The sequence below is a fragment of the Rhizobium pantanalense genome (assembly GCF_030182525.1).
GTDB lineage: Bacteria > Pseudomonadota > Alphaproteobacteria > Rhizobiales > Rhizobiaceae > Rhizobium.
In genome coordinates this window covers 48,220-70,845 of sequence record NZ_JAQJCH010000019.1, presented here as the reverse complement: position 1 = coordinate 70,845, position 22,626 = coordinate 48,220, and the positions used below count along the sequence as shown (strand labels likewise).

The 22,626-nt window shown below is 58.5% G+C and carries 21 protein-coding genes; 14 read left to right on the top strand and 7 right to left on the bottom strand.

Features of this window, described 5'->3' with window-relative positions; all coding sequences use genetic code 11:
- The first annotated feature begins 86 nt into the window (after positions 1-86).
- From PH558_RS32365 to PH558_RS32345, 5 genes are all read left to right on the top strand, one after another.
- Positions 87-1,178, top strand: a complete 1,092-nt coding sequence (locus tag PH558_RS32365) for an ABC transporter ATP-binding protein (protein WP_285208329.1) — start codon at positions 87-89, stop codon at positions 1,176-1,178.
- Positions 1,179-1,200: 22 nt separating this feature from the next.
- On the top strand, positions 1,201-2,364 hold the full coding sequence (locus PH558_RS32360; protein ID WP_285208328.1) for a polyamine ABC transporter substrate-binding protein: 1,164 nt from the start codon (positions 1,201-1,203) through the stop codon (positions 2,362-2,364).
- 87 nt (positions 2,365-2,451) lie between these two features.
- Complete coding sequence (locus PH558_RS32355; protein ID WP_285208327.1) at positions 2,452-3,318, top strand: ABC transporter permease; 867 nt, start codon at positions 2,452-2,454, stop codon at positions 3,316-3,318.
- A complete protein-coding gene (locus PH558_RS32350; protein WP_113228488.1) occupies positions 3,318-4,130 on the top strand; it encodes an ABC transporter permease in 813 nt (270 codons plus the stop codon). Before PH558_RS32355 ends, PH558_RS32350 begins: the two co-directional genes overlap by 1 nt.
- Positions 4,131-4,143: 13 nt before the next feature.
- The gene (locus tag PH558_RS32345; RefSeq protein WP_095437227.1) at positions 4,144-4,905 is read left to right on the top strand and encodes an SDR family NAD(P)-dependent oxidoreductase; all 762 of its coding nucleotides are present in this window, start codon (positions 4,144-4,146) and stop codon (positions 4,903-4,905) included.
- Positions 4,906-5,025: 120 nt separating this feature from the next.
- Here the strand turns inward: PH558_RS32345 and lhpI are convergent, their stop codons facing one another.
- The 3 genes from lhpI to PH558_RS32330 all read right to left on the bottom strand — a co-directional run bounded on the left by lhpI (position 5,026) and on the right by PH558_RS32330 (position 8,321).
- Positions 5,026-6,714 (bottom strand): cis-3-hydroxy-L-proline dehydratase, encoded by a 1,689-nt coding sequence (lhpI, locus tag PH558_RS32340; RefSeq protein ID WP_285208326.1) that lies wholly within the window; start codon positions 6,712-6,714, stop codon positions 5,026-5,028.
- A 72-nt stretch (positions 6,715-6,786) separates the two neighbouring features.
- Positions 6,787-8,028 (bottom strand): NAD(P)/FAD-dependent oxidoreductase, encoded by a 1,242-nt coding sequence (locus tag PH558_RS32335; protein WP_285208325.1) that lies wholly within the window; start codon positions 8,026-8,028, stop codon positions 6,787-6,789.
- The gene (locus PH558_RS32330; protein WP_285208324.1) at positions 8,028-8,321 is read right to left on the bottom strand and encodes an ATP-binding cassette domain-containing protein; all 294 of its coding nucleotides are present in this window, start codon (positions 8,319-8,321) and stop codon (positions 8,028-8,030) included. Before PH558_RS32330 ends, PH558_RS32335 begins: the two co-directional genes overlap by 1 nt.
- 165 nt (positions 8,322-8,486) lie before the next feature.
- On the opposite strand from PH558_RS32330, the gene PH558_RS32325 reads away from it, so the two are divergent.
- Positions 8,487-9,524 carry an Ldh family oxidoreductase gene (locus PH558_RS32325; RefSeq protein ID WP_285208323.1) on the top strand — a complete coding sequence of 346 codons (1,038 nt, stop codon included), beginning with the start codon at positions 8,487-8,489 and terminating at the stop codon, positions 9,522-9,524.
- 82 nt (positions 9,525-9,606) lie between these two features.
- Here PH558_RS32325 and PH558_RS32320 read toward each other — a convergent pair whose 3' ends face one another.
- The 3 genes from PH558_RS32320 to PH558_RS32310 form a co-directional block, all read right to left on the bottom strand.
- Positions 9,607-10,569: a dihydrodipicolinate synthase family protein gene (locus PH558_RS32320; RefSeq protein ID WP_113409422.1), complete on the bottom strand. Its 963-nt coding sequence runs from the start codon at positions 10,567-10,569 to the stop codon at positions 9,607-9,609.
- A 124-nt stretch (positions 10,570-10,693) separates the two neighbouring features.
- On the bottom strand, positions 10,694-11,395 hold the full coding sequence (locus tag PH558_RS32315; RefSeq protein ID WP_095437222.1) for a GntR family transcriptional regulator: 702 nt from the start codon (positions 11,393-11,395) through the stop codon (positions 10,694-10,696).
- Between the two features lie 99 nt (positions 11,396-11,494).
- Positions 11,495-12,661 carry a GGDEF domain-containing protein gene (locus PH558_RS32310; RefSeq protein WP_285208322.1) on the bottom strand — a complete coding sequence of 389 codons (1,167 nt, stop codon included), beginning with the start codon at positions 12,659-12,661 and terminating at the stop codon, positions 11,495-11,497.
- A 269-nt stretch (positions 12,662-12,930) separates the two neighbouring features.
- On the opposite strand from PH558_RS32310, the gene PH558_RS32305 reads away from it, so the two are divergent.
- The 4 genes from PH558_RS32305 (at position 12,931) to PH558_RS32290 (ending at position 16,078) form a co-directional block, all read left to right on the top strand.
- On the top strand, positions 12,931-13,803 hold the full coding sequence (locus PH558_RS32305; RefSeq protein WP_285208321.1) for an ornithine carbamoyltransferase: 873 nt from the start codon (positions 12,931-12,933) through the stop codon (positions 13,801-13,803).
- 72 nt (positions 13,804-13,875) lie between these two features.
- Positions 13,876-14,316, top strand: coding sequence for a hypothetical protein (locus PH558_RS32300; RefSeq protein WP_285208320.1), 441 nt, complete (start codon positions 13,876-13,878; stop codon positions 14,314-14,316).
- Positions 14,317-14,393: 77 nt separating this feature from the next.
- A complete protein-coding gene (locus tag PH558_RS32295; RefSeq protein ID WP_174718636.1) occupies positions 14,394-14,819 on the top strand; it encodes a DoxX family protein in 426 nt (141 codons plus the stop codon).
- Between the two features lie 743 nt (positions 14,820-15,562).
- Complete coding sequence (locus tag PH558_RS32290; RefSeq protein ID WP_285208319.1) at positions 15,563-16,078, top strand: HIT family protein; 516 nt, start codon at positions 15,563-15,565, stop codon at positions 16,076-16,078.
- A 459-nt stretch (positions 16,079-16,537) separates the two neighbouring features.
- On the opposite strand, the gene PH558_RS32285 is transcribed toward PH558_RS32290, so the two are convergent.
- Complete coding sequence (locus PH558_RS32285; protein WP_285208318.1) at positions 16,538-17,074, bottom strand: hypothetical protein; 537 nt, start codon at positions 17,072-17,074, stop codon at positions 16,538-16,540.
- Between the two features lie 921 nt (positions 17,075-17,995).
- On the opposite strand from PH558_RS32285, the gene PH558_RS32280 reads away from it, so the two are divergent.
- The 4 genes from PH558_RS32280 (at position 17,996) to repC (ending at position 22,606) form a co-directional block, all read left to right on the top strand.
- On the top strand, positions 17,996-18,472 hold the full coding sequence (locus PH558_RS32280; RefSeq protein WP_095437216.1) for a ProQ/FINO family protein: 477 nt from the start codon (positions 17,996-17,998) through the stop codon (positions 18,470-18,472).
- Between the two features lie 471 nt (positions 18,473-18,943).
- Positions 18,944-20,137 (top strand): plasmid partitioning protein RepA, encoded by a 1,194-nt coding sequence (repA, locus tag PH558_RS32275; protein WP_069610191.1) that lies wholly within the window; start codon positions 18,944-18,946, stop codon positions 20,135-20,137.
- Between the two features lie 4 nt (positions 20,138-20,141).
- Positions 20,142-21,143 (top strand): plasmid partitioning protein RepB, encoded by a 1,002-nt coding sequence (repB, locus tag PH558_RS32270; RefSeq protein WP_095437215.1) that lies wholly within the window; start codon positions 20,142-20,144, stop codon positions 21,141-21,143.
- 155 nt (positions 21,144-21,298) lie between these two features.
- Positions 21,299-22,606: a plasmid replication protein RepC gene (repC, locus tag PH558_RS32265; RefSeq protein ID WP_285208317.1), complete on the top strand. Its 1,308-nt coding sequence runs from the start codon at positions 21,299-21,301 to the stop codon at positions 22,604-22,606.
- Positions 22,607-22,626 lie beyond the last annotated feature (20 nt).

The following is a 22,626-nucleotide window of genomic DNA, read 5'->3' as shown; positions in this document are numbered from 1 at the left end:
CTCGCGAGAAGCTCAGGCTTACTCTTTCCTTAACGACGGTGGCAATAAGGCAGATCGAGACTGCCCACCAACCGCAGGGAACAGACGTGGCATCCGCTTCAACGAACGATATCGAATTCCGTTCGGTCACGAAGAACTATGGCGCCGTGACCGCCGTGATGGACATCAACCTCAACGTGCCCAAGGGCGCATTCCTGGCGCTTCTGGGCCCTTCCGGCTGCGGCAAGACGACGTGCCTGCGCATGATCGGCGGCTTCGAACAGCCGAGCGAAGGCACAGTGCTGATCGACGGGCGCGAGATGAACGGCGTTCCGGCCTACCAGCGCGCGGTCAACATGGTGTTCCAGCACTATGCGCTGTTTCCGCATTTCAACGTCGCGCAGAACGTCGCCTACGGGCTGAAGCAGATGCGCCCGAAGATCGGCGGTACCGAAATCGACCGGCGCGTTGCCGAAGCGCTTGAGATGGTTCGCCTCGGTGGATTCGCGAAGCGCCGCATCCATGAAATGTCGGGCGGCCAGCAGCAGCGCGTGGCACTTGCTCGCGCCATCGTCAACCGTCCTTCCGTGCTGCTGCTCGACGAGCCGCTGGCGGCTCTCGACAAGAAACTGCGCTCGGCCATGCAGATCGAGCTTCAGACGCTGCAGCGCGAGCTCGGCATTACCTTCGTTCTCGTCACCCACGACCAGGAAGAAGCACTGTCGATGGCCGACATCGTCTGCGTGATGAGCGCAGGCTGCATTCGCCAGCTCGGCACACCTCAGGAAGTCTACGACCGCCCGGCCGATCTCTTCGTCGCCGATTTCGTTGGCAAGACCAACCGCATCGAGGCGACGATGGAAGCCGATGGCGAAACGCTTCGCCTGGCGGACGGTTCGGCACTGTCAACCGGCAAGCGGCTCGCACCGGGAGCGGCAATTGCCGCCCTGCGTCCGGAAGCGATCCATCTCAGCCGCGGCATGGCGGCAGCCGGTATGTCCTTCAAGGGCACGGTGACGCATCGCATCTTCCTGGGCTCGTCAGCCGAATATGCAGTCACCGTCCCCGGCCTCGGCGATTTCCTGATCACCTCGGATCGCCGCAGCATGAACGAAAGCGATCTCGTGGGTCCGGGCGAAGAGGTCTTCCTCGGCTTCGACCCCACCGCCTTACATGTCTTTCCAGCATCGAATGCATAAGCCAAAACAAGGGAACAGCATCATGAGCAAGGATTATAAGGACAATCTCCCCATCTCAGCCGAAGGCTTCATGGAAGAATTCATGCGCCTGAAGCGCGGCTCGATCAGCCGTCGTCACTTTCTGAATATCACCGGCCTCGGCCTTGCAACGGCAGTCCTCGCGCGCGTCCCGGGCGCGCTGTCGACACCCGTTTATGCCGCCGGCGAACTCGGCACGCAGATGTCGATCGCGACCTGGCCGAACTATCACGATCCGGCAACCTTCGAGAACTTCAAGGCAGCCACCGGCGTCGCCGTCGAGGTCAACGTATTCGGCTCGAACGAGGAAATGCTCGCAAAGCTGCAGGCCGGCGCCTCCGGTTGGTCGCTCTTCGTGCCGACCAACTACACGATCTCGACCCATCACAAGCTCGGCCTCATCGAGGAGCTCGACCTTACCAAGATCCCGAACTTCAGCCAGGTGAGCGAGAGCCCACGCTTCACCAAGGAAGGGCAGATCGACGGCAAAACCTACGCCGTACCGAAAAACTGGGGCACGACCGGCTTTTCCGTTAACACCAAAAAGATCAAGACCAAGCTTTCGAGCTGGAAGGATTTCTTCGAGATCGCCCAGACCGAAGCCGACGGCCGCGCCATGGTCCACGACTATCAGCTGACGACCATCGGCAGCGCACTGGTTTCCCTCGGCTACGACTTCAATTCGATCAAGCCGGAAGAGCTCGCCAAGGCCGAGGAACTGCTGATCAAGGTCAAGCCGCATCTCTTTGCCATCAACTCCGACTATCAGCCGTCGATGCGTTCGACCGACGCCTGGCTGACCATGTGCTGGACCAACGACGGCGCGCAGCTCAATCGCGACATGCCCGAGCTTGACTATGTGCTTGGTAAGGACGGCGGCGAGATCTGGACCGATTATTACGCGATCCCGACGGATGCGCCAAACAAGGCGGCCGGCTATGCCCTGCTCAACTATCTGATGGACCCGAAGAATGCGGTGAAGGAGCACATCGCCAATGGCGCGCCGACCACCGACAGCCGTGTGATCGAGCTCCTGCCGAAGGAAATCACCTCGAACAAGATCGTCTATCCGGATGAAGCCTCGCTGACGCCGCTCGAATTCGGTGCCGCCGTGACGCTCACCGATCCGAGCCGTGCCGAACTGATGGCGCGCTTCAAGTCGGCCTGATCGTTTTTCTTCGACCCGATCCCTTGCGCCATGACGGTGGTAAGGGATCGGCTTCCTTCCCAGCACCGGCGGACAAAGAACCTCTCGATGCCTCTTAACCCTGCCACCAAACGGCGCCTCGTCACCGCTGCCCTTGTCGGGCCGGCAGGCATCTGGCTGTTCGTCTTCCTGGTGCTGCCCTTCATTGCCATCATCGTCTTTGCCTTTGGTGAGCGTGCGCCCGAAGGCGGGTATCAGGCAGCTTTCACCTTCGCGCAATTCGCCAATCTTGGCTCGCGGTCGGCCGCTTTCATCAATACGTTGATCCTTGCGCCGATCGGTGCGGCTGCCTGTCTGCTCGTTGCTTATCCGGTCGCCTATTATCTGGCCGTCAAAGCGAGCCCGCAACGCCGCCTGCTGCTCGTCTCCCTCGTCGTCGTGCCCTTCTGGACGAGCCTGCTCGTGCGCACATACGCCTGGATGTATCTGCTCGGCGCGCGCGGTATTCCGCATCTGCTCGAATATGTCGGGATCGAGAATATCCGGCTCATCAATACGCCAGGCGCCGTGCTGCTCGGCATTGTTTACGGGTACCTGCCGCTGATGATCATGCCGATCTATGTCAGTCTGGAAAAGCTCGACCGTCGGCTGCTGGAGGCATCGGCCGACCTTGGCGCCAAGCCCATCTCTACCTTCTTCGGCATTACGCTGCCGCTGTCCCTGCCCGGCGTCATGACCGGCGTGGCACTGGTGACGATCCTGTTGCTCGGGGAATATCTGATCCCGCAGCTGCTCGGCGGCGGCAAGGTGTTCTTCATCGGCAATGCGCTTGTCGACCTCTTCCTGCAGTCGCGCAACTGGCCGTTCGGATCGGCGATTGCCGTGACGCTCGTCGCAGTCGTCGTCATCGTGCTCCTGGTCGCGATGCGCATTGCCTGGCGCGTCGCGGGCACCCGCCAGGTGGATCTCGTCTGATGCGCGCGCTCGTCACTTTCGTCTATCTTTTCCTTTATACGCCGATCGCGCTTGTCGTCCTGTTCTCCTTCAATGCGGGTCGCAATGCCAGCGAGTTCACCGGCTTTTCGACGCAATGGTATGGACGGGCGCTCTCCAACACCTTCCTGATGGAAGCGCTGCGGAACAGCCTCATCATCGCTTTTACCAGCGCTGCCCTTGCCGCAATCTTCGGTACGATGGCGGCAATCGGGCTGGAACGGCTCGGCCCCCGGGCCCGCGCCGTCTTCGATGGGCTGTTTGCCGCGGCGATCGTCGTGCCTGGTGTCGTCATCGGCATTGCGACGCTGGTGGCGCTGGTCGAAGTCTTCGGCATTATCAACCCGCTGATCGCGGCCGTCTGGCCTGGCGACCAGCCACCGAAATTCGCACTCGGCTACGGCTCGATCATTGCGGCACACGGTCTCTTCACCATGGCTCTCGTGACGATGATCGTGAAGGCGCGCATCGCGAGCCTTGGCCGTGATATCGTCGAGGCTTCCAGCGATCTTTATGCCACGCCGCTGACCACGTTCCGGCAAATCGTGTTGCCGCAGATCATGCCGTCGATCCTCGCCGGCTTTCTGCTCGCCTTCACCTTCTCATTCGACGATTTCATCATCGCTTTCTTCGTTGCGGGATCGAACACGACGCTGCCGATCTATGTCTTCGCCTCGATCCGCCGCGGCGTCACGCCGGAGATCAACGCGATCGCGACCATGGTGCTGATCGCGTCGCTCTGCCTCATTCTCATCGCGCGTTTCCTGATGCGCGAAAAGACAACGACAAACTGACCAGGGAAACATCATGATACTCAAGGATCGGGTCGCAATCGTCACCGGAGCCGGCTCCGGCATTGGCCGCGCCGGAGCGCTGATCATGGCGCGCGAAGGCGCGCATGTGATCGTCGCCGATATCGACTTGGCAAATGCCGAGGAAACCGTACGCCAGATTGCCGAGGCTGACGGCAGCGCCGAAAGCCTTGTTATCGATGTCATGGACGACCAAGCGCTTGAGGCCGGTGTCGCAAAGATCGCCGCGCGGCATGGCCGCATCGACATCCTGCACAATCACGCCGGCGCTCAGGTCGCCGGTAATCTGGAAGAGGTCGCGGTTTCCGGTTTCGATAGGTCTTGGAACCTGAATGTCAGGGCGCATTTCATGGCTTCGCGTTTCGTCATGCCGGTCATGAAGAAGGCCGGCAAGGGTGTCATTCTCAACACCTCATCATCATCGGGCGTGCTCTATGACCGCGAGATGATCGCCTATACCACCTCCAAACACGCGGTCATCGCCATGACCCGTCAGATGGCCGGCGACTATGCCCGCTTCGGCATCCGCATCAACGCGCTCTGCCCCGGCTGGGTCGACACGCCGTTCAACGCGCCGTTCATCACGCAGATGGGTGGACGCAGCGCCATTGAAGATTACATCGCCGAGAAAGTGCCGCTCGGACGATGGGCCGATGTGTCGGAAATCGCCGAACCGATCCTGTTCCTGGTTTCCGACCGTTCCTCCTACATGACAGGTCAGATCCTCGTCGTCGATGGCGGCGAAACGGTCGTCTAGAGCCGTTTGTATTGACGCATTTCCGGACGGAAAACCAGTTCGCACTTTTCCTGGAATTGCTTTAGGCTTACGGACGTAGACGTCTCACCGATGCGTGAAATCCGTGCGCCGTCGTTCTTCTCAAAGCCAGTCCGGCAGCCCCGCCGCCACGCGCCCGGCGACAGCTGCCTCGACGCAATCGGCAAGGCTGCCAAAGCGCACGGCGCGTCCGCTGAGCCCCGGCCCGTAATGCGCATACTTGCCCGAATTGGTCATGACCGCACGCGTGCCGGGCGGAAAGACCGGCTCGGAGATCGAGCACCAGCAAAGATCGGGTAAAACCTGCACGCCGCTGTCGCGCAGCCGCGCCAGCGTGCCGTCAGCCTCGGCAGCCGCGATGACATCGCGTCCTGCCGTGACGATGACCATTACCTCAGGCAGGCGGCGCCGGCCGGCAAAAGCATCGGCGAGCGCATGACATTCGGCAAGCGAGGCATGTGGGCTGCCGATGGCGACAAGCTCGATGGCTTCCGGCCCCTCGTTTAACATCTTCCAGGCGGCAGCCATGTCGGCGCGTGTGATGGCGAGGCGATCGGCATTCGGATCGAGAGCATCGACGGCCTCTGGCGTCACGCCTTCGACATGCAGCATGGGAGCGGCAGACGTTGTGCCAAAGGCAGCGCAGAGCGCCTTCAGGTCGTCGCGCGACGGGTGCCCGGCGGCCAGACCGCGCAGCAACGGAATGCGATCGGGAGACGCCTTTCCGGCGAGATAGCCGACGAGCGGCCAGAAAGCATCGTCGCGACCTTCGGGAAGTTCAACGTCGAGGATACGCGTCGCCTTTCGATTTTCATCCAGATATACGCCCGAAAGCGGCGCACGGCCTGTCAAGGCGATGCAGAGATCGAGGAAATCGGGATGCTTGGCCGTGCGCGCACCAAGCACGCTATTGGCGAAGATGACGGCGTTGGATTCCGCCCAGCCGACGGCCTCGCCGGCGCCCGGTGCGCTATCGAGCAGATAGGGAGAGCAGGTGAACGTCGGGCGGCAGCCCATGCGTACATAGGCATCCGCCAGGCGTGCCGCCGGGTTGCCAAAGTCCTCCGGCACGCCCTGCGGCCGCCAATTGGCGCGATCGACGGAAATGGCGTTCATGGTGGTCGGCACGCGCACGCGTCCGCCAAGCTCCGCCATTTTTTCGGCAAAGGTCAGGTTGGCCGGGCTTGCATAGATACATCCATCGATGTGCGCTTGCGTCACGTCGATAAGGGAAGTGGCACCCTGCTGAGCCGCCATCCCGGTAAGGATGCGCATGGCCTGAGCGACCGCAACGCCTTCGCCTCCCTCCAGCATGGACCTGTCGGCTTCCGTCAGGGAAAGCCCGGAGGTGGCAGGTGGCAAAAGGGGAATGGTCTCGCCATCCGCGACGACGGCAGCGGTTTCGATCCTGACCGTCTTTGCCTGCGCCAGACGGGCAAAGATATCCGGCGGAAGGCGCACGACAGGCAGCTGCCGGCCGAACATCTCGGCGGCGACAAGCGCGCCGAGCGTCAACACATCCTCGGTCTCGCAAAAGATCAAGGCAGCGGGCGCGCGGCCTGTCAGCGCGAGATCGAGCAGCACGCCGGAGCCGCTGCAGGAGCCTCGGCTCGAAGGCATCATCAGGATTGCGCCAGTGAGACATTCGCCATGCAGAGGATGATGGATATCAATGACCTTGCCGGTGGCAGGATCGACTCCGCCCCAGAAGCTGAGGGCCTCCTGCGTGGCGACGACGCGACCCACTGCGGTGCCACCCATGATACTGCGAGCCGATGCCGTGTCGTTCATATCACCGTAGATCCATATGCGAGAGGATCGTAAGCACCGATGTGGAAATCCACATCGGCATGCTTGTTTGCATTAGAAGCGTTGCGGCGAGAATGGCGTCAGATCGATCGCCGGCGCCTGCCGTGTCAAAAGGTCGGCGACAATACGCGCCGTGCCGGCCGATTGGGTCAAACCGAGATGACCATGGCCGAAGGCATAGACCACGTCCGGCGTCGCCTTGGCGCTGCCGATCGCAGGCAGGCTGTCGGGCAGCGATGGCCGGAAGCCCATCCATTGCACGCCACCTTCCGGCCTGAGACCGGTCAGGAAAGTACGCGCCTTCTGCAGCATGGCTTCGGAACGGCGAAAATTCGGCGGCAAGGCCAATCCGCCCAGCTCCACCGCACCACCGACACGAATGCCGGTCGAAAGTTTGCTGACGACGAAGCCATGGCCGCCGAAGGTGATCTGCGTGCGCAGGTCGAAGGCATCGGCCGGAAGCGTCGTGTTGTAGCCGCGTTCGGTTTCGAGCGGAATGTGCTCGCCGAGCGTCTTGGCGATCCGATGCGAGAAGGCGCCGGCAGCCAGAACGACCTTGCCAGCCTGGCGCAGCTTTCCATCCGCAGCCACCACCTCGACCCCAAGCGGGAGCGCCCGAAGCGACGAAATCTCCGATGTCTCGATGACGCCGCCGCGGCTGCGAAAATGCGCGGCCAGCGCCAGCGTGTAGAGCTTGGGATCGGCGATTGAATACCAGCCGGGCGTGAAGGTACCGAGAATGAAACGTGACGCCAGCCCGGGCTGGATTGCCGCCATCTCGTCGGCTTTCAGATGCTGGAATTCGATGCCGTGATTGCGGCGAGCCTCCCAACCGGGCAGAGAGGCTTGGAATTCCGCCTCGCTCTCATAGACTTGGAGATTGCCCTCCTTGCGCAGCATCGAGAGCGTCTCGGTCGCGGCGAGAAACGGCTCAAGCTCGGCCTTGGAAAGATCCATCAGGCTTGTCTGGGCCGCCGTGGCGTAGGCAACGCGCGAGGGCTGGCAGGCACGCCAGAAGCGAAACATCCAGGGCGCGATCTTGAATGCATAGGCAGGCGGCACCGAGAGCGGCCCCAGCGGATCGAGGAGCCATTTCGGCGCCTTTTTCAAGATGCCGGGGGACGCCAGCGGCAGGATATCCGTGAAGGCAAAGGCACCCGCGTTGCCGGCCGAAGCGCCGGCGGCCGGCCCCTCGCGGTCGACGACCATCACGCTTAAGCCGCGCGCCTGCGCCGCGAGCGCGGTGGAAAGGCCAACAACACCGGCGCCAATGACGATTACGTCCGGTCTTGCCATCAACACACACTCGAAAGAGATTTCTGCTGATACTGCGGCGCGCCGAAAATCTGTTTGGACTTGCCGATCTCGGTCATGGTGCTCCGGTGGAAATAGGCAACGCGATCGGAGACATCGCGAGCAGGTGTTGGTCCAAGCGTTAGGCAGATCATGGTCATCCCTCCTCCCGGTGCGGGATCAAGCGCAGATATTACGTCATGAAACAACATATGTTCCGGCGGCATGGCAAGCGTTCTTATCGGAAGGATCGAAAACGTCTCGGCAACGCCGGTGCGGATCCGTTTTACCGCCATTTCTTCAGCTGCGGCGGCCTGATATTTGAGGGTGACGGTAATTCACTGACCTTCCTCAGCTGAAGCCGAAAAGCGCGACGGCGTTCATGTCGATTTTTTGTATTCTTTTTGTATTTATAATTTTCAAGTCTATGATGCAAGCGAGCATAATATGGGAGACCGAAATTGACTGACGTGATCACCCTGACGCCTGATGCGCTGCGAGACCGTGTCGAGGCTATCCTTTCAAAAGCCGGCGTCAATGCGCAGCAGGCCGGTGCAATCGCGCGGGTGATCGTCGCCGGCGAACGTGACGCCTGCAAGTCGCACGGCATCTACCGCATCGAAGGCGTGTTGCGCGCGGTGAAAGCCGGCAAGGCACGGCCCGATGCTGTGCCGGTTCTCGAACAAAATGATAGCTCCGCCATCGTTCACGTCGATGCCAAGAGCGGTTTTTCCAATGCTGCCTTCGAGCTCGGCATGCCTGTGCTTGCCGAACGGGCTCGCCGCTTCGGCATTGCCGCACTCGCCATCAACGACTGCACGCATTTCGCGGCGCTCTGGCCGGAGGTGGAAGCCCTGACGGATCGAGGCCTCGCCGCCTTCGCCATGTGCCCGAGCTATTCCACCGTGGCGCCGGCCGGCGGCTCGGCACCGCTCCTGGGAACGAACCCCTTCGCCTTCGGCTGGCCGCGTCCGGAAAGTCCGCCTTACGTCTTCGACTTCGCGACCTCGGTCGCCGCCCGCGGCGAGATCGAGCTGCATCGGCGTGCCGGCAAGCCTCTTCCGGAGGGCTGGGCCATCGATTCCGACGGCCAACCGACCACGGATCCGGAGGCAGCACTCGCCGGCGCGATGCTTCCGTTCGGAGGCCACAAAGGCTCGGCCATCGGCACGATGATCGAGCTTCTGGCCGGCATCATGATCGGCGACTTCACCAGCCGCGAGGCGCTCGATTATCTCGGCTCCACGGCCTTTGCGCCGCGGCACGGCGAACTCATCGTTGCCTTCTCGCCGGAGGCCTTCGCTGCTGGTCGACCTGGAAATCCGCTCGCCCGTGCCGAAGTGCTGTTCGAAGCGATTGTCGGCCAGGGCGCGCGCCTGCCGTCGCAACGCCGCTTCGCCGCCCGCGCTCGCGCGGAAAAGGACGGTATCCCGCTGACCGGAGAGGAAATTCGCCAACTCGATCGCCTAGAGGAACTCGGTCTAGACGCCGTGGCCTGAAAGTGTAAGTGAAGGCTGACGGAAGATAATGAAAGAGGCCCCGCGGGGCCTCTCGCGCCTTGCACCCGAGCTATCGCAAAGCTTAGGCCTTGTACTTTTCCACCGCGCCCGGAAGCTTGCTCCACTCGGCGTACCAGCTATTGAAAAGCTTGAACTGCGCCTCGACATAGCCGCGCTGGCTATCGTTCAACACGTCGCTTTCGTTGAAGTGCAGCTCATATTCCTTGTCTCCCTTCAGCACCATCATGTGCTTGAAGAAGAGAACCAGGTCCGGACCTTCATCGAAGGATGACAGGACGGCAAGCGCCTGCTCGAGTTCAAGCGCGCGCTGGCGCGCGTCGACGTCGCCCTTTGCTGCAGCCTGGGCAAGGTTGCAGAGATGGATGACTTCCTTGGGCAGCACGTTGCCGATGCCGGTGATAGCACCCGTCGCACCGCAATTGACGAAGCCGTGGAAGACCGCCGTGTCGACGCCGATCATCAGCGACACGTCATCGTCGCGGCTGGTAATGTTTTCGGCGGCATAGCGCATGTCGGCCAGGCCGCCGAACTCCTTGAAGCCGACGAGATTGGCGTGCTCGGCGCGCAGCGCGAAGAACAGGTCGGCGCGGGTGGCAAAGCCATAATAGGGGCTGTTGTAGATGACCGCCGGAAGATCCGGCGCTGCCGACAGGATCGCCTTGAAATGCGCCTTCTGGGCAGCGATCACCGAACCACGCGACAGCACGCGCGGGATGACCATCAGACCCTTGGCGCCGACCTTCTGCGCGTGCGCCGCGTGGGCAACGGCCGATGCCGTATTGACGGCGCCGGTGCCGACGACGACTGGTACGCCTGCCTTGGCCAGCCGCTCGACGCCCTCCATGCGCTGCGCATCGGTCAGAAGCGGCCAATCGCCCATCGAGCCGCAATAGACCACAGCCGACATGCCCTGGGCGATCAACTGCTTGCCCTTGCGCACGAGCGCATCGAAATCGGGGCTGCGATCGGCTTTGCACGGGGTCATCAAGGCCGGGATCACCCCGGAGAAAATGCTCGACTTCATCTTTCTATCCTCTTGGGCCGGGAGTGGATCGGCTATCAGCCCAGCAGCATCCGCGGCCGCGCCTCACCGTCTTTGCAGCATTGATACATGTTTGTATTTATTTTGTCGACAAGAAATATGCAAATCAAAGGCTGACGTCGAGACGATCCCCGCGCATCAGCAATTTCTGGATTTGGGCCACGATCTGCTCGGCATGTTCGCGCGCGAGGCGCTCGGCAAGTTCCGTGTCCCGCGCCTCGACGGCGGCAATGATTTCATCGTGCTCCTCGACGAAGCGACGCGGCAGACGATCGTTGTAGGATTGGTAATAGAGACGCAGGAGGCGCCGGCCCTCATTCAGCAATCGCGAGAAGAGGCTGGTGAAATAGGGGTTGCGGCCAGCCTCGGCGATCGCAAGATGCAGCGCGGCGTTGGTGGAGATCATGGCGAGCGCATCCTGCGCTTCGACGGCATCGGCGAATTCAGCCTGAAGCGCGCGCACACCTTCGAGATCTTCCGGACGGTGATATTTAGCGGCAAGCTGCGTTGTCACCCGATACATCAGCACCAGTGCATCGAAATAGCTGTGCATGTTGAGAAAGTCGATCTGCGAGACCATGGTCGAGCGGTTCGGCAGCGTATCGATCAGCCCCTCGCCTGCCAGCCGCACCAAGGCTTCACGGATCGGCGTGCGCGACATGCCGAAGCGCTCGGAAAGCTGCACCTCGTCGATGGGACTGCCCGGCGGCAGTTCCAGATCCAAAATCTCGTCCCGCAAGATGTCATAGACCACCTTCACGCCGGAGCCGCGCTTGCGCTCGTTTCGGAGGCTTGTTTCATTATCCATGGCTAACTGACCTCTTCTTTCAGCGTGAGAAATAAAGGGGCATACCAGCTAAATCAACGCCGCTTCCCGGCATTCCGGGCCTTTGCCAAAAATCGAGGATTACGCCGAGCGAACGTAAACTTCAGCGATAAAGTCGCTGCTCGCATCACAGACCCGGTTTCGTCCGCCTGCCTTCGCCAGATAGAGGGCACGATCCGCTTCGCGACAAAGCTCGGTAAGCGACCTGCATTCCCGCCTCACCTTCGAAATGCCAATGCTCGTCGTCACCACTACATCAGCACCGAGATCCGGAAATCGGGTTTGCTGAACAGCTTCCCGAATGCGCTCGGCATGGATAAGCGGCTCTCCCGCTTTCAAGGGAAGAAAGACTATGAACTCCTCTCCTCCCTGCCGCGCAAAAATGGCGGACGCCGGCAGGATCGCCTCTATCGTTCGCGATACTGCAACGAGAACTTCATCTCCCGCCGCATGGCCCCAACGGTCATTGAAATGCTTGAAGTGATCGATATCGAGATAAAGAATGGCATCTCCATCCCGAAGCCGTCCGGAAGCGTTCTCGTTGAAGAAGCGGCGATTATAAAGACCGGTCAGGCCATCTCGCTCGGCTGTTTGTCTGAGTTTTATCTGTTGGCGCTCGCTTATGAAAATGACGATCGACAGCGCCAGCACAAACTTGGAAAGGATCATCAGCAGAAAGCCGCTCGCCACATCGAGAAGGACGAAGGAATGGAACGAGAACTCGAAGGCCATTATCAGCGATAGCAGGCTGCAGGCCACTAATATTGCGGCAACGAATTTTCTGATCGGCAGCGGTTCGCGAAAGGAGTCCCTGAATATGACGATCGCCGCGCCGGCAAGCATCACGCAGCCGAGGAAATTGAAGGTCACCGCCCTATATGTATTGTTCAAATGAAATGCCGTGAAAGCTCCGACGAGCAAAGTCAGCAGCGCAGGCAGCAATGCAAGAGCCGGTATCACTTTTCTGTCGGGATCGCTGATCACCACGAAAGATGAGCCGAGCAGCGAATATCCAAGCACGGCGCAAACGAGATTGATAAGGCTGAGAGGCGCATAGAATGCCGGATAGGTTTCGGCATATCCGGCCAATGTTGATGCCGCAGCGAGAATGACGAAACTTGAGGCAAGCAGACCAACGCCGCGGCTTTCATTCGAGCTGTATTTCAAATAACCCAAAGTTACCGCACCAGCGATATAGGATGTCTTTTGGAGAAAGAGCACCGTCGGCATATCTAATTCATTGATCATCGAAAACTACCAAAGCAGCCGGAAAGCATTGCGGCCTCGATACTCCGAACGATCTAAAGATTTTGCCAATGGGGCTGCTAAAGATCTTGAAAATGCAGCATCTGCGATAAGTCTTCGTCGAAAATGGATTAACGCCATGGGCGGGACTGGCATCAAGGTCGCGGCGGTCGGCTGACGCTTCTCCACCATTGCGCTGCATCGAAAACTGCCTAGGGTAAACGCCTCGCCTCCGTCGCAGACGGCCTGCCGAATTCTACCTTGGACGCGCTATGAATTTTATGTCGAACAGAGATTTCCTCGAGTTTCACTCGTTGCCTCCGAGCGTTATCCTAGGGATTATTGACCGGGCGGACCAACTTGCAAAGCATTGGCATGAACGCACCATGCCACAAGTCCTGTTCGGCAAGCGCGTGGGCATCATTGTCGACGACACAGGATGGAGAAACACGACCGCTTTCGATCTCGGCGTGAAGGCGATGGGCGGCATATCTGCTCAACCTCCCATCAACTTCAGCACTCGCGAACCCACAGCCGATCTAGCGGGCTACCTCGATAATTGGTTTGATCTTCTTATCGTCAGGACAAAAGAGCTGGCAACTCTGTATGAACTTGCCGCCGCCGCGGAAGCACCTGTCATCAATGCCAGAACAAGAACCAATCACCCTTGCGAAACGCTTGGGGATCTTGCCTACATCAAGAGGGTAAGAGGAACGCTTGATGGCCTCAAGGTTGTCGGAATTGCGCCAGACGCCAATATATTGAGATCATGGGTCGAGGCATCACGATCGATGCCGATGCAGGTCGTTCAGGTCTATCCAGAGCGCTGGCACCTCACTGACCCGGACCTTCTGAACTCGAATTTTGAAAGCAGCACGGACATTCACCATCTGCTCGATGCGGACGTCATCATTACCGATTCATGGCCAACGGACACAGAGGAAGATGCGTTGGCCGAGTATCGGGTGTCGGCTTCGCTTCTCAACGAAGGAAAGCAGGGCGCTATCTTTTTGCCGTGCCCGCCAGTCACGAGAGGTCAGGAACTGACGGTGGATGCGATGCTGCATCCAGCCTGCCAAAGCCGAGTGGCCAAGGCATTTTTGCTTCACGCGCAGAATGCCTTGATGGAGTGGATGACTTCGTAATTGCCGATGCGGCATGTCTGGCGATACGATGCAGCTGTGTAACCCAAATCCTGAAAATCGGAACCGCGGACAATGATCTGGTTTGATGCCGCTCTTGAAAAGCATGCGGACGATGATTTTCTGCGGCGTTCCATCGCGGCCGTCCTCGGTATCGATACTGACAGCGTGGACGTAATCCACGACATAGCACAAATCGCGGATATGCCGGCAACATGCCTCGTGACGTCGGGATCTTTCGATGACTATTCGCAGATCATCAGCATCTATCACTCCAATGACCTGCCCCCGCCGCCCCTTCTGGACGCTGCCAGCCAACTAGCACGACTGCTCCAGAGATCGCTCCTGGTTGCCAACGACGAGACAACGAACCCCTATTCTTTCATTCTGATATCCGGCACCGGAGAACCTTCCGTCGTTCTGGTGGATCCGGACGCACTGGACGAGAACGATCGCTATGTCATCACTAGCTATACTTCTGGCACGAGTGGACGATCGCCGGAGGCAGGCAAATAATTTCCATTCTCCTTGTCGGAATCACCCTCGGTTGGCCGTCCTTGGACTATCAACCGCGTCAACCTGGAGGGAATATCGTGGAAAACGCTCAATCAATTTGGCAGACTGCCGCCGTTCTCGTCGCACGCCTCATCTTTGCCGCCGTCTTCGTTATGGCGGTCTCGTTCAAGTTTATGGATATGGGCGCGACCGCGAGCTACATCGCCGCCGCCGGCTTCCCGTTTCCATTATTCCTGGCTTGGTGTGCCGCAATCCTTGAAGTGCTGCTTGCCGTTGCTTTCTTGACCGGTGCTTTGTTCGTCCCGGCGACGCTCGTTGCAGCCGTTTATGTCATCTTCCTTGGTTTCTCATTCCATGGTCCGGCCCGCTGGGCCGGCAACCAAGCTGAATTCGGCTTCTTCGTGGATCACTTTGTTTTTGTAGCCGGACTACTCTTCGCCGCCGTAAATGGGCCGGGCAGCGTGCTTGCCATAAGATGGGCGCCCTGGTCGGACAGGATATGACGTAGCTTCAGCATGATCTGAAGCTTGCCGCACCATTTCCTTTTGAGGGCAGACGGGTAAGTACGCTAGCGCAAACTTGCAGCACTGCGGTTGCATAACGAGGCACTAGCAGCTTAGAACTCTGCTCGACGAACCGATGCTGTGATAGGTGGAGCAGATTTGGAGGCATAAATACGCTTTCCAGATTATCCCACATAATTCGCGAGATGGCGCCACCCCGCGCACTTTGAGGCCTCGTCCCGTTTAGCAAGCCTACCTTTTAGGCGAAGCGAACTATCCACACGATGAGGAGCATGTCGATTAGCAATGCAATCACCAAAAGGAGGCTTATGAGCTTTCGTCGCTCTATCGTCTCCCTGGATTCAATTTTGAAAGCCGCTTTGTAAGCGTTTTCGGTGTCTCGGTCACTCACTGGTCTAATAGAATTTCGAGGGCGCGTCATATTGACGAGGCCGCATGTGACGAAGATGAAAAATAATAGTAGATAAGGGGCCATCTCTAACACAGCCTTCTGCTGTTCAGCCACCTGCAATTTCTCATTAGATAAACAGGTTTCACTATCCATCGCAATTGAAAGCCGCCTGCACAAAGCGAGGCGTTCTGCATTGTCAGAAATTTGCCCCACTTACGTTGCTGCGTACGTTGAGCAGAATGGGTGGCATTGCCGGCGCAACTTCATAACCTGAATTGATGCGCTAGATTGAAAACCGATACGCTGCCGAGCAACAGGGCGGAGGTTCGGAATGAACGACCGACAACCATTTGATCTGAAGGCCTATGTGCACGACAGCGAAACAAAACCATGCTTCATCTGCGGCTTGGTCAGGAATGATCCCTCTTGCTTTCATCACCGCGTTTTTGATGACCGCGAGACGATTATCTTTTTGAGCAAGTACCCAACACTGCCTGGTTACTGCCTTGTCTGCCCGAAAGAGCACCGCGAGGATTTGGCTCAAGATCTGTCGACGGAAGAATATCTCCGATTACAGGAAAAGGTGCACCTGTTGTCTCGCGCTCTGAAAAAGACGTTTGACGCCGAGCGAATTTACGTACTTTCACTCGGCAGCCGACAGGCCAACAGCCACTTACATTTTCATGTCGTCCCCTTGCCTGCAGGTGTGCCGCTCCAGGAGCAGCAATACCATGCTTTGATGGCGGAGCACGGGGTTCTGCGTATAGCTGATGACCAAATGGAGCAAATGGCGCTGCGGATCGCGGAAGCCTACCATTCTGAGCTGACCGCCATAGTTCGACTTTAGGCTTCCTATGGAACTTGCGGTTCAAAGAGATAATAGCGGTTTCCTGTGACATATCTGCGATGCAGGGTGGGAAATCTTGGCCTTAAAGGATGATCGTCAGATTGGCCCAGCCACCAATTCGGTCAGCGGTGGTATTTTGGGTCCGTCGGCTTCCAAGCCGAAACGATCACCCTTTCTGCTCCACATAATGATGCTGCGGCCCAGAAGCTTCACACGACAGGTTTCACAATAGCTTGAGATTATGGTTAATACTTCGCCTAGCCGAAGCTATATAAGATTTTGCTTCCGCCACACGCCAGCATCCCTGCAATCGGGTTTGAGCGGAGACCGAATACTGAGATATCGAACCAAAGGCCGCTTCGGAGCAGCAGATTGCAGCTCTCATGGCTCCTCTTCCGCGAAAGACCACATGCCGCTTCCAACCGCGGGCAAAGCAGCGGCGCCATGCCCTGGCGCGCACTACTTCGGCAGTGATTGCATGCTCTTCATGGCTTCGAGGTCTTCATGCGAGACGAACTCGCAGGCCAGCAGGGTCTTGCCTGGGAAGGCCGCGGATTCGCGGGCGACCACGGACACCACTCCCATCTCGGCCGCGGGCTGCTCAGCCTTGCGCAAAGCGCGCCCATATGACTTCGTTGCGGTGCCGAGGAGATTGCCAAGCCCATCCGGTGTCAGGTGATAGGTCTTGGCCAGATCGTCCGCCCGCAAGCCCTCGACTAGAATGCCGAAGCTCGTTCCGGCGAAGACGATTTCATTCGTCTTGAAGCCTTGGCGACCGAAGTCCGCAGACATTTTGTAAACGGCAGCCGTCATGAGCGAGGTATCCGCCTTCGCGAACTTTTCAGCCTCATCATACATCTTTGTCGCGCTGGCAGTCGAGTAAGGCGGCTTGCAAAGGGCGGCATCGAAGAAGGAAGCTTTGTCGAAAGCAAACGCACTCGAACCGAGCGTAAATGAAACAACGACGCCCAGTGAAAGGGATGTTGCTATGTTCAAGAAGACCTCCCCCCAATGACTGACGAGCCGTTCGAACTTGGATCGTGTCGGCCGTGCTGCTGTATCTACCGCTACGATCGCCGCCAGCCAAGCCGCCCCTAGCAACTATCTCCAGATTTTTTAGCGGGCTCACAGATTACATGACGACGGTCGCGGAATGTGCTTCCACCTGCGAAAGCCGCACCTTGATGTAGAGCAGCTCTCTTCAATGTGCTGAAGGGCGCCGGTTTGGCTTAACGACCCAAGACGAGATTTGCCGCGTTCCCGCTCGATACCCGCCCCTGCCCTCGATGGCTTCATTCTCGCAACCGCTTCTCCATCTGCAGCATCCCTCAAATACGAATGCACCCTCGCTGCCTTGCCGATGAAGGATGCTACTGGGCGCCAGAGAATGGCAATGGAGAGCCTAGGACATTTGAAGCCAACAGCTGGTGTGGAGCAGCGAAGGCCAACCTATGCAATACTCTGTTACACCACGCTGTGCGGACCATTCGAAGGACGCAGCTTCAGCAGGCAGCCTGAACAACCGCAAATATAAGGAGTACTGTCGACCCGCCGCCGGTTGGCCGCCACTAGCTCCGCTAGCATTTGGTTTGCAGCCGCCCGGATAAAGGCCCCTCCCCCGTGAGACACAACAGCCCGCGCAAACCAGAGCCCTGCGACATTTTCGCAGGCAGCTTGTTACAAATTCGGGATTGAGGGAAGATGCGCCGCGTACGCGCTACCTATCGCGGCTTCGCGAAAGCTAGCCGTCCAACTATAAAAATCTCGTTAACCAAAAACTTGCTGCAGGCTGCACCATCTCATATATGAACGTCGGCTTGGCGTGAGGGCGAACAAGCGGGACAGATTTCTTTGCCATCCCGTCAAAATCACTTCACAATCAGCCCGTAATGGAATTGCACGCAGAGGAACGATTTGATGGAAGAACCTTGGACAACCAATCGCGAGCCGATCGTGGCGACCGAACTCGATGTCAAAAAGGCAGCCGCGATCAACACGCTCTTGCTTCGCCCCATCGCTATCCTACCCGTCAAAGCTGGCGATCCTATCCGTCCTTTTGCGCTTGGCCTCTGGAATGAAATCCGTCCGCTTTTGAAACCTGACGTGCCGGTCATGTCTCTGCGTCGCTCCACCAGCGCGTTTCTGCACTCAAAACGATATTATCATGCCTGCGCCCAGCCGGATTCCATGCGGCACGATCTCGCCGGCAATCCCGTTGAGCCGCTTTCGGCCGAAGACAGGCTTGCCGCACAGCAGCGCCTGATCACACTGCGCCAAACGCAGGCCAAGGCTACGGCCCAACGCGAAGAGCCGCCACCACCGCCAGCTTTGAGCAAAGCAGAACTCATTCGAGCCTCCCTCCTCGGCCGACGCTCCGATCGCGCCGCCCGCTGATGCGCCTGGGCGCATCACCTCATACCCCTCCCTGCCTCCATTGTAACGACCGTAATGGAAACGCTGCACCCTTGGCGTGGTAGTGCGGCGATGCGATTGCCGGCAATTCCGGCTGCGTCCGGGTAGTCCGCGGACTACCGATCTATCAAGCTTCATTCACGAAGTGACACTTTTGGACGCGATCATTCCAGAATCCTAGCCGGTCTTCAGCAAAAAGTGGTCCGCGGACCACTCGCCGTTCGTCCATGACCCTCGGGATGCGAATCGCTATCCAGATCGGCCCTACCTAAATCGCCGGAACAGTAAAGCGGCATCGGATCAAATGTCGCTGCACGCTGTTGATGCGTAAAAACGCATCAAAAACTGCCTTTTATCTAAGCATTTGTAAAACGGACACGAATCGGAGCATATTGTAACTGCGTAGTTCAGTAGCATTCTGTCACAATTGCGCAGTTAATTGGGAAAATAACCATGCAGCCGAGTCTCGTGCTACAAGAAGATCAAGAACACCTTCCAACGCTTCTGGCGACAGATGCGCAGGAATTGTCTTATCAGCTCCAGCAACATCAGGCAAAGATCTTCCCGCCTCAGTCACAGAAAACTATGCGGATGTTTTCGCCGGCCGAAGCTGCAGCTTTCATCGGCATCGGTGAGGGCTATCTTCGCCAGATCGCAGCCGAAGGCCATGGACCAGACCCGCTTTCCAATGGACGCCGCCTTTATGCTGCCGAAGATATGGACCGCATCCGCAAGGTACTGGATGAGCGTAACGGGACACCCAAATATGTTCCCTGGCGCAGAGGATCGGAAAAGCTCCAGATCATCTCGGTCATGAATTTCAAGGGCGGTTCAGGCAAGACCACCACTGCCGCCCACCTCGCCCAATATCTGGCGCTGAGGGGCTATCGCGTGCTGGCCATCGATCTCGATCCACAGGCCTCCTTGTCTGCCCTCTTCGGTCATCAGCCGGAACTCGATGTCGGTGAAAATGAAACCCTCTATGGCGCCATCCGCTATGAAGAGCCGCGTCCAATCGCCGATATCGTCCGCTCGACCTATACGCCGAATCTGCATCTGATCCCCGGCAATCTCGAGCTCATGGAGTTCGAGCACGAAACGCCGCGCGCAATGGCGGCAGGTCGCGCGGAGACCATGTTCTTTGCTCGCATTGGTGAGGTCCTGACCGAGATCGAGAGTTTCTACGATGTCGTGGTCATCGATTGCCCACCGCAGCTGGGTTTCCTAACGATGTCTGCGCTCTGCGCCGCGACGTCGATCCTCATCACCGTTCATCCGCAGATGCTCGACGTCATGTCGATGTCGCAGTTCCTGACGATGACGAGCGAGCTCATGTCCGTGGTCGAGAATGCAGGCGGGCGCACCAGCTACGACTGGATGCGCTATCTCGTCACCCGTTTCGAGCCGAACGACGGGCCGCAAAGCCAGATGACAGGCTTCATGCGAGCCATCTTCGGCAATCGCATGCTGCAGAATGCCATGGTCAAGTCCACGGCCGTTGCCGATGCCGGTGTCACCAAACAAACGCTTTATGAGGTCGATCGTGCCCAATTCACCAGGGGTACCTACGACCGCGCTCTGGATTCGCTCAATCTCGTCAACAGCGAGATCGAGATGCATCTCCGCCTGACCTGGGGAAGGAAATAAGTAGATGGCGCGCAAAAACCTTCTTGAAATCTCGGCGCCGAACACGGCGCGCACGGATGCGCCAGCGGCGAAGGACAATCGTCCGATTGCGGGTTTCCTGCCGCAGGCGAGGGGCGGCGGTCCGGTGGGGGGCATTACGAGGACACTCGGAAACATCACAGAGAAAATGGAGCGCGCCAGCGACCTTGAACGGCAGCTGGCGGAAGGACAGACGGTCGTCGATATCGATACCGATGTTATCGACGGATCCTTCGTTACCGATCGCCTCGAAATAGACCCGATTGAGCTCGGCCAATTGGTTGAGCAGATACGCGAGCACGGCCAGCAGGTTCCGATCCTCGTGCGGCCGCATCCAGAGTCCAAGGGGCGTTTCCAGGTCGCCTATGGTCATCGCCGCCTGGCGGCCGCCAAGGAACTCGGCATCAAGGTGCGCGCGGTCGTGCGTCAGCTCACGGATGACCAGCTGGTGGTCAGCCAGGGCCAAGAAAACAGCGCACGCACCAATCTCTCCTATGTCGAGCGAGCATTGTTTGCATTGCGCCTCGAGCAACGTGGTTTCGGCCGCGATATCATCATGGCTGCACTCGGCGTGGACAAGGCGGCGCTTTCCAAGATGCTGATCGTCACGAGACAGGTGCCTCTGCCGCTTATCAGCGCGATCGGGCCCGCCCCCGAAATCGGCCGTAGACGATGGCTTGAGTTGGGAGAGCGTCTTGAGAGCATCGCTTCCGAGCCGATCATTGCCGAGTTGTCCGCGGACAACTATCGGAAGATGTCTAGCGATGAGCGCTTCCAGCACGCCCTCGCTCTGGCGACAGGAAAGCCCGCTTCTGCCAAGAGCACCGCAGCTCCCTCATCCATAACCGGAGTTCCGGTAACCTTTAAGCGAACGCCGGCGCGCGCCACTTTTGTTTTCGACAGCAAGGCTGCACCTGGTTTCGACGAGTTCGTGCAGGAGAGACTGCAATCTCTCTTCAACGAGTTTCAGCAAGGAAAGGAAACGTAACCCGCAAAAGAAAAAGGCCCCCAAACGACGTCGTCGTGGAAGCCCTTCTCTGATCTTAAGCAAATCGAGAATCGCATTTCCCCGAATCACAGTCAAGAGTCTTTGACGCCGTTTTGGTGAGCTGTCTTCTTTTGCCACAACGTAGGTGAAGGAAAATGGAAGCCGAATATGTGACGACGCCTTTTGGGCGGCGGCCGATGACGCTTGCCATGTTGATGGCTCAAAGACGAGCCGAGCATGGGAAGCCCATCAGGTCCGTCGACAAATGGAAGATTTATCGTGCGCTCTGTGAAGCCAAGCCTCTTCTCGGGGTGACGGATCGTGCGCTTGCAGTTCTCAATGCGCTCTTGAGCTTCTATCCGAAGAATGAACTATCGGATGACGCCAACCTGATCGTGTTTCCCTCGAACGCGCAGCTCTCGCTACGCGCCCATGGGATGGCCGAGCAGACCATTCGTCGCCACTTGGCCGCGTTGATCGCTGCCGGGCTTCTGGTACGCAGAGATAGCCCCAACGGCAAGCGTTATGCTCGCCGGAGCAGGGCAGGGGACCTCAATGAGGCCTATGGCTTCTCATTGGCGCCTCTTCTCGCACGCGCCGAAGAGATCGAACATCTCGCAGCCCAGGTAGCGGCAGAGCGGCTCCATATCCAGAGCCTGCGCGAGCGTATCAGCCTCCACAGACGCGATATCGCCAAACTGATCGAAACCGCCCTTACCGAGGCCGTGGAAGGCCCTTGGGAAGCCGTCTACGTCGCTTTCCGTGCGTTGATCGACGGTGTTTCGCGATCTCCGACCGCAATGGAGCTGGACGTTCTTCTGGATAAACTCAGCCGCCTGCACGACCAAATCATCAACCAATTGGAAACACATGTAAAAGCCACGAAACTAAGCGGCAATCCCTATCAAAATGAGCGGCACATACAGAATTCAGACTCCGAATCTCTAGTTGAATCTGAAACCGAAGCCGCACAGCAAGAAGTGCCGGTGGACAAGACCGTATTTCCACGGATAACTGCCGAGACGTCGGAAGCGGCAACATCTCCGGGGACTATCGGACCAACATCCTCAACAATGCGCAGCTTTCACATTGAAGCTCGCAACGAGACTCCGACGGAGTTGAAGTCTTTCCCACTGGATCTCATTCTACGCGCTTGCCCGGACATCATGGCTTACGGACCAGCAGGGACTATCAACAACTGGCGTGATCTGCTTGCAGCTTCAATCATCGTCAAATCAACACTCGATATCAGCCCTGGAGCCTATCAGGAGGCCTGCAGGATCATGGGGACAGAAAATGCTGCCACCGTCATCGCCTGCATCCTCCAACGCGCCCCATACATCAATTCAGCCGGCGGCTATCTTCGCGATCTGACCCGGCGAACGGAGAAAGGAGAGTTTGCGATCGGTCCCATGCTTATGAGCCTTCTGCGGGCGAATACGACCGCGCCAAAGGTGGCCTAGCCGGTTCCAATTTCAATGTG

Bases quoted from the DNA above. Each gene is read 5' to 3' on its own strand.
- PH558_RS32310 (WP_285208322.1), bottom strand. From the start codon at position 12,661: ATGATCAATGAATTAGATATGCCGACGGTGCTCTTTCTCCAAAAGACA.
- PH558_RS32300 (WP_285208320.1), top strand. From the start codon at position 13,876: ATGATCTGGTTTGATGCCGCTCTTGAAAAGCATGCGGACGATGATTTT.
- PH558_RS32280 (WP_095437216.1), top strand. From the start codon at position 17,996: ATGGAAGAACCTTGGACAACCAATCGCGAGCCGATCGTGGCGACCGAA.
- repA (WP_069610191.1), top strand. From the start codon at position 18,944: ATGCAGCCGAGTCTCGTGCTACAAGAAGATCAAGAACACCTTCCAACG.
- PH558_RS32360 (WP_285208328.1), top strand. From the start codon at position 1,201: ATGAGCAAGGATTATAAGGACAATCTCCCCATCTCAGCCGAAGGCTTC.
- PH558_RS32315 (WP_095437222.1), bottom strand. From the start codon at position 11,395: ATGGATAATGAAACAAGCCTCCGAAACGAGCGCAAGCGCGGCTCCGGC.
- lhpI (WP_285208326.1), bottom strand. From the start codon at position 6,714: ATGAACGACACGGCATCGGCTCGCAGTATCATGGGTGGCACCGCAGTG.
- PH558_RS32355 (WP_285208327.1), top strand. From the start codon at position 2,452: ATGCCTCTTAACCCTGCCACCAAACGGCGCCTCGTCACCGCTGCCCTT.
- PH558_RS32305 (WP_285208321.1), top strand. From the start codon at position 12,931: ATGAATTTTATGTCGAACAGAGATTTCCTCGAGTTTCACTCGTTGCCT.
- PH558_RS32350 (WP_113228488.1), top strand. From the start codon at position 3,318: ATGCGCGCGCTCGTCACTTTCGTCTATCTTTTCCTTTATACGCCGATC.
- PH558_RS32330 (WP_285208324.1), bottom strand. From the start codon at position 8,321: ATGGCGGTAAAACGGATCCGCACCGGCGTTGCCGAGACGTTTTCGATC.
- PH558_RS32345 (WP_095437227.1), top strand. From the start codon at position 4,144: ATGATACTCAAGGATCGGGTCGCAATCGTCACCGGAGCCGGCTCCGGC.
- repC (WP_285208317.1), top strand. From the start codon at position 21,299: ATGGAAGCCGAATATGTGACGACGCCTTTTGGGCGGCGGCCGATGACG.
- PH558_RS32335 (WP_285208325.1), bottom strand. From the start codon at position 8,028: ATGGCAAGACCGGACGTAATCGTCATTGGCGCCGGTGTTGTTGGCCTT.
- repB (WP_095437215.1), top strand. From the start codon at position 20,142: ATGGCGCGCAAAAACCTTCTTGAAATCTCGGCGCCGAACACGGCGCGC.
- PH558_RS32290 (WP_285208319.1), top strand. From the start codon at position 15,563: ATGAACGACCGACAACCATTTGATCTGAAGGCCTATGTGCACGACAGC.
- PH558_RS32320 (WP_113409422.1), bottom strand. From the start codon at position 10,569: ATGAAGTCGAGCATTTTCTCCGGGGTGATCCCGGCCTTGATGACCCCG.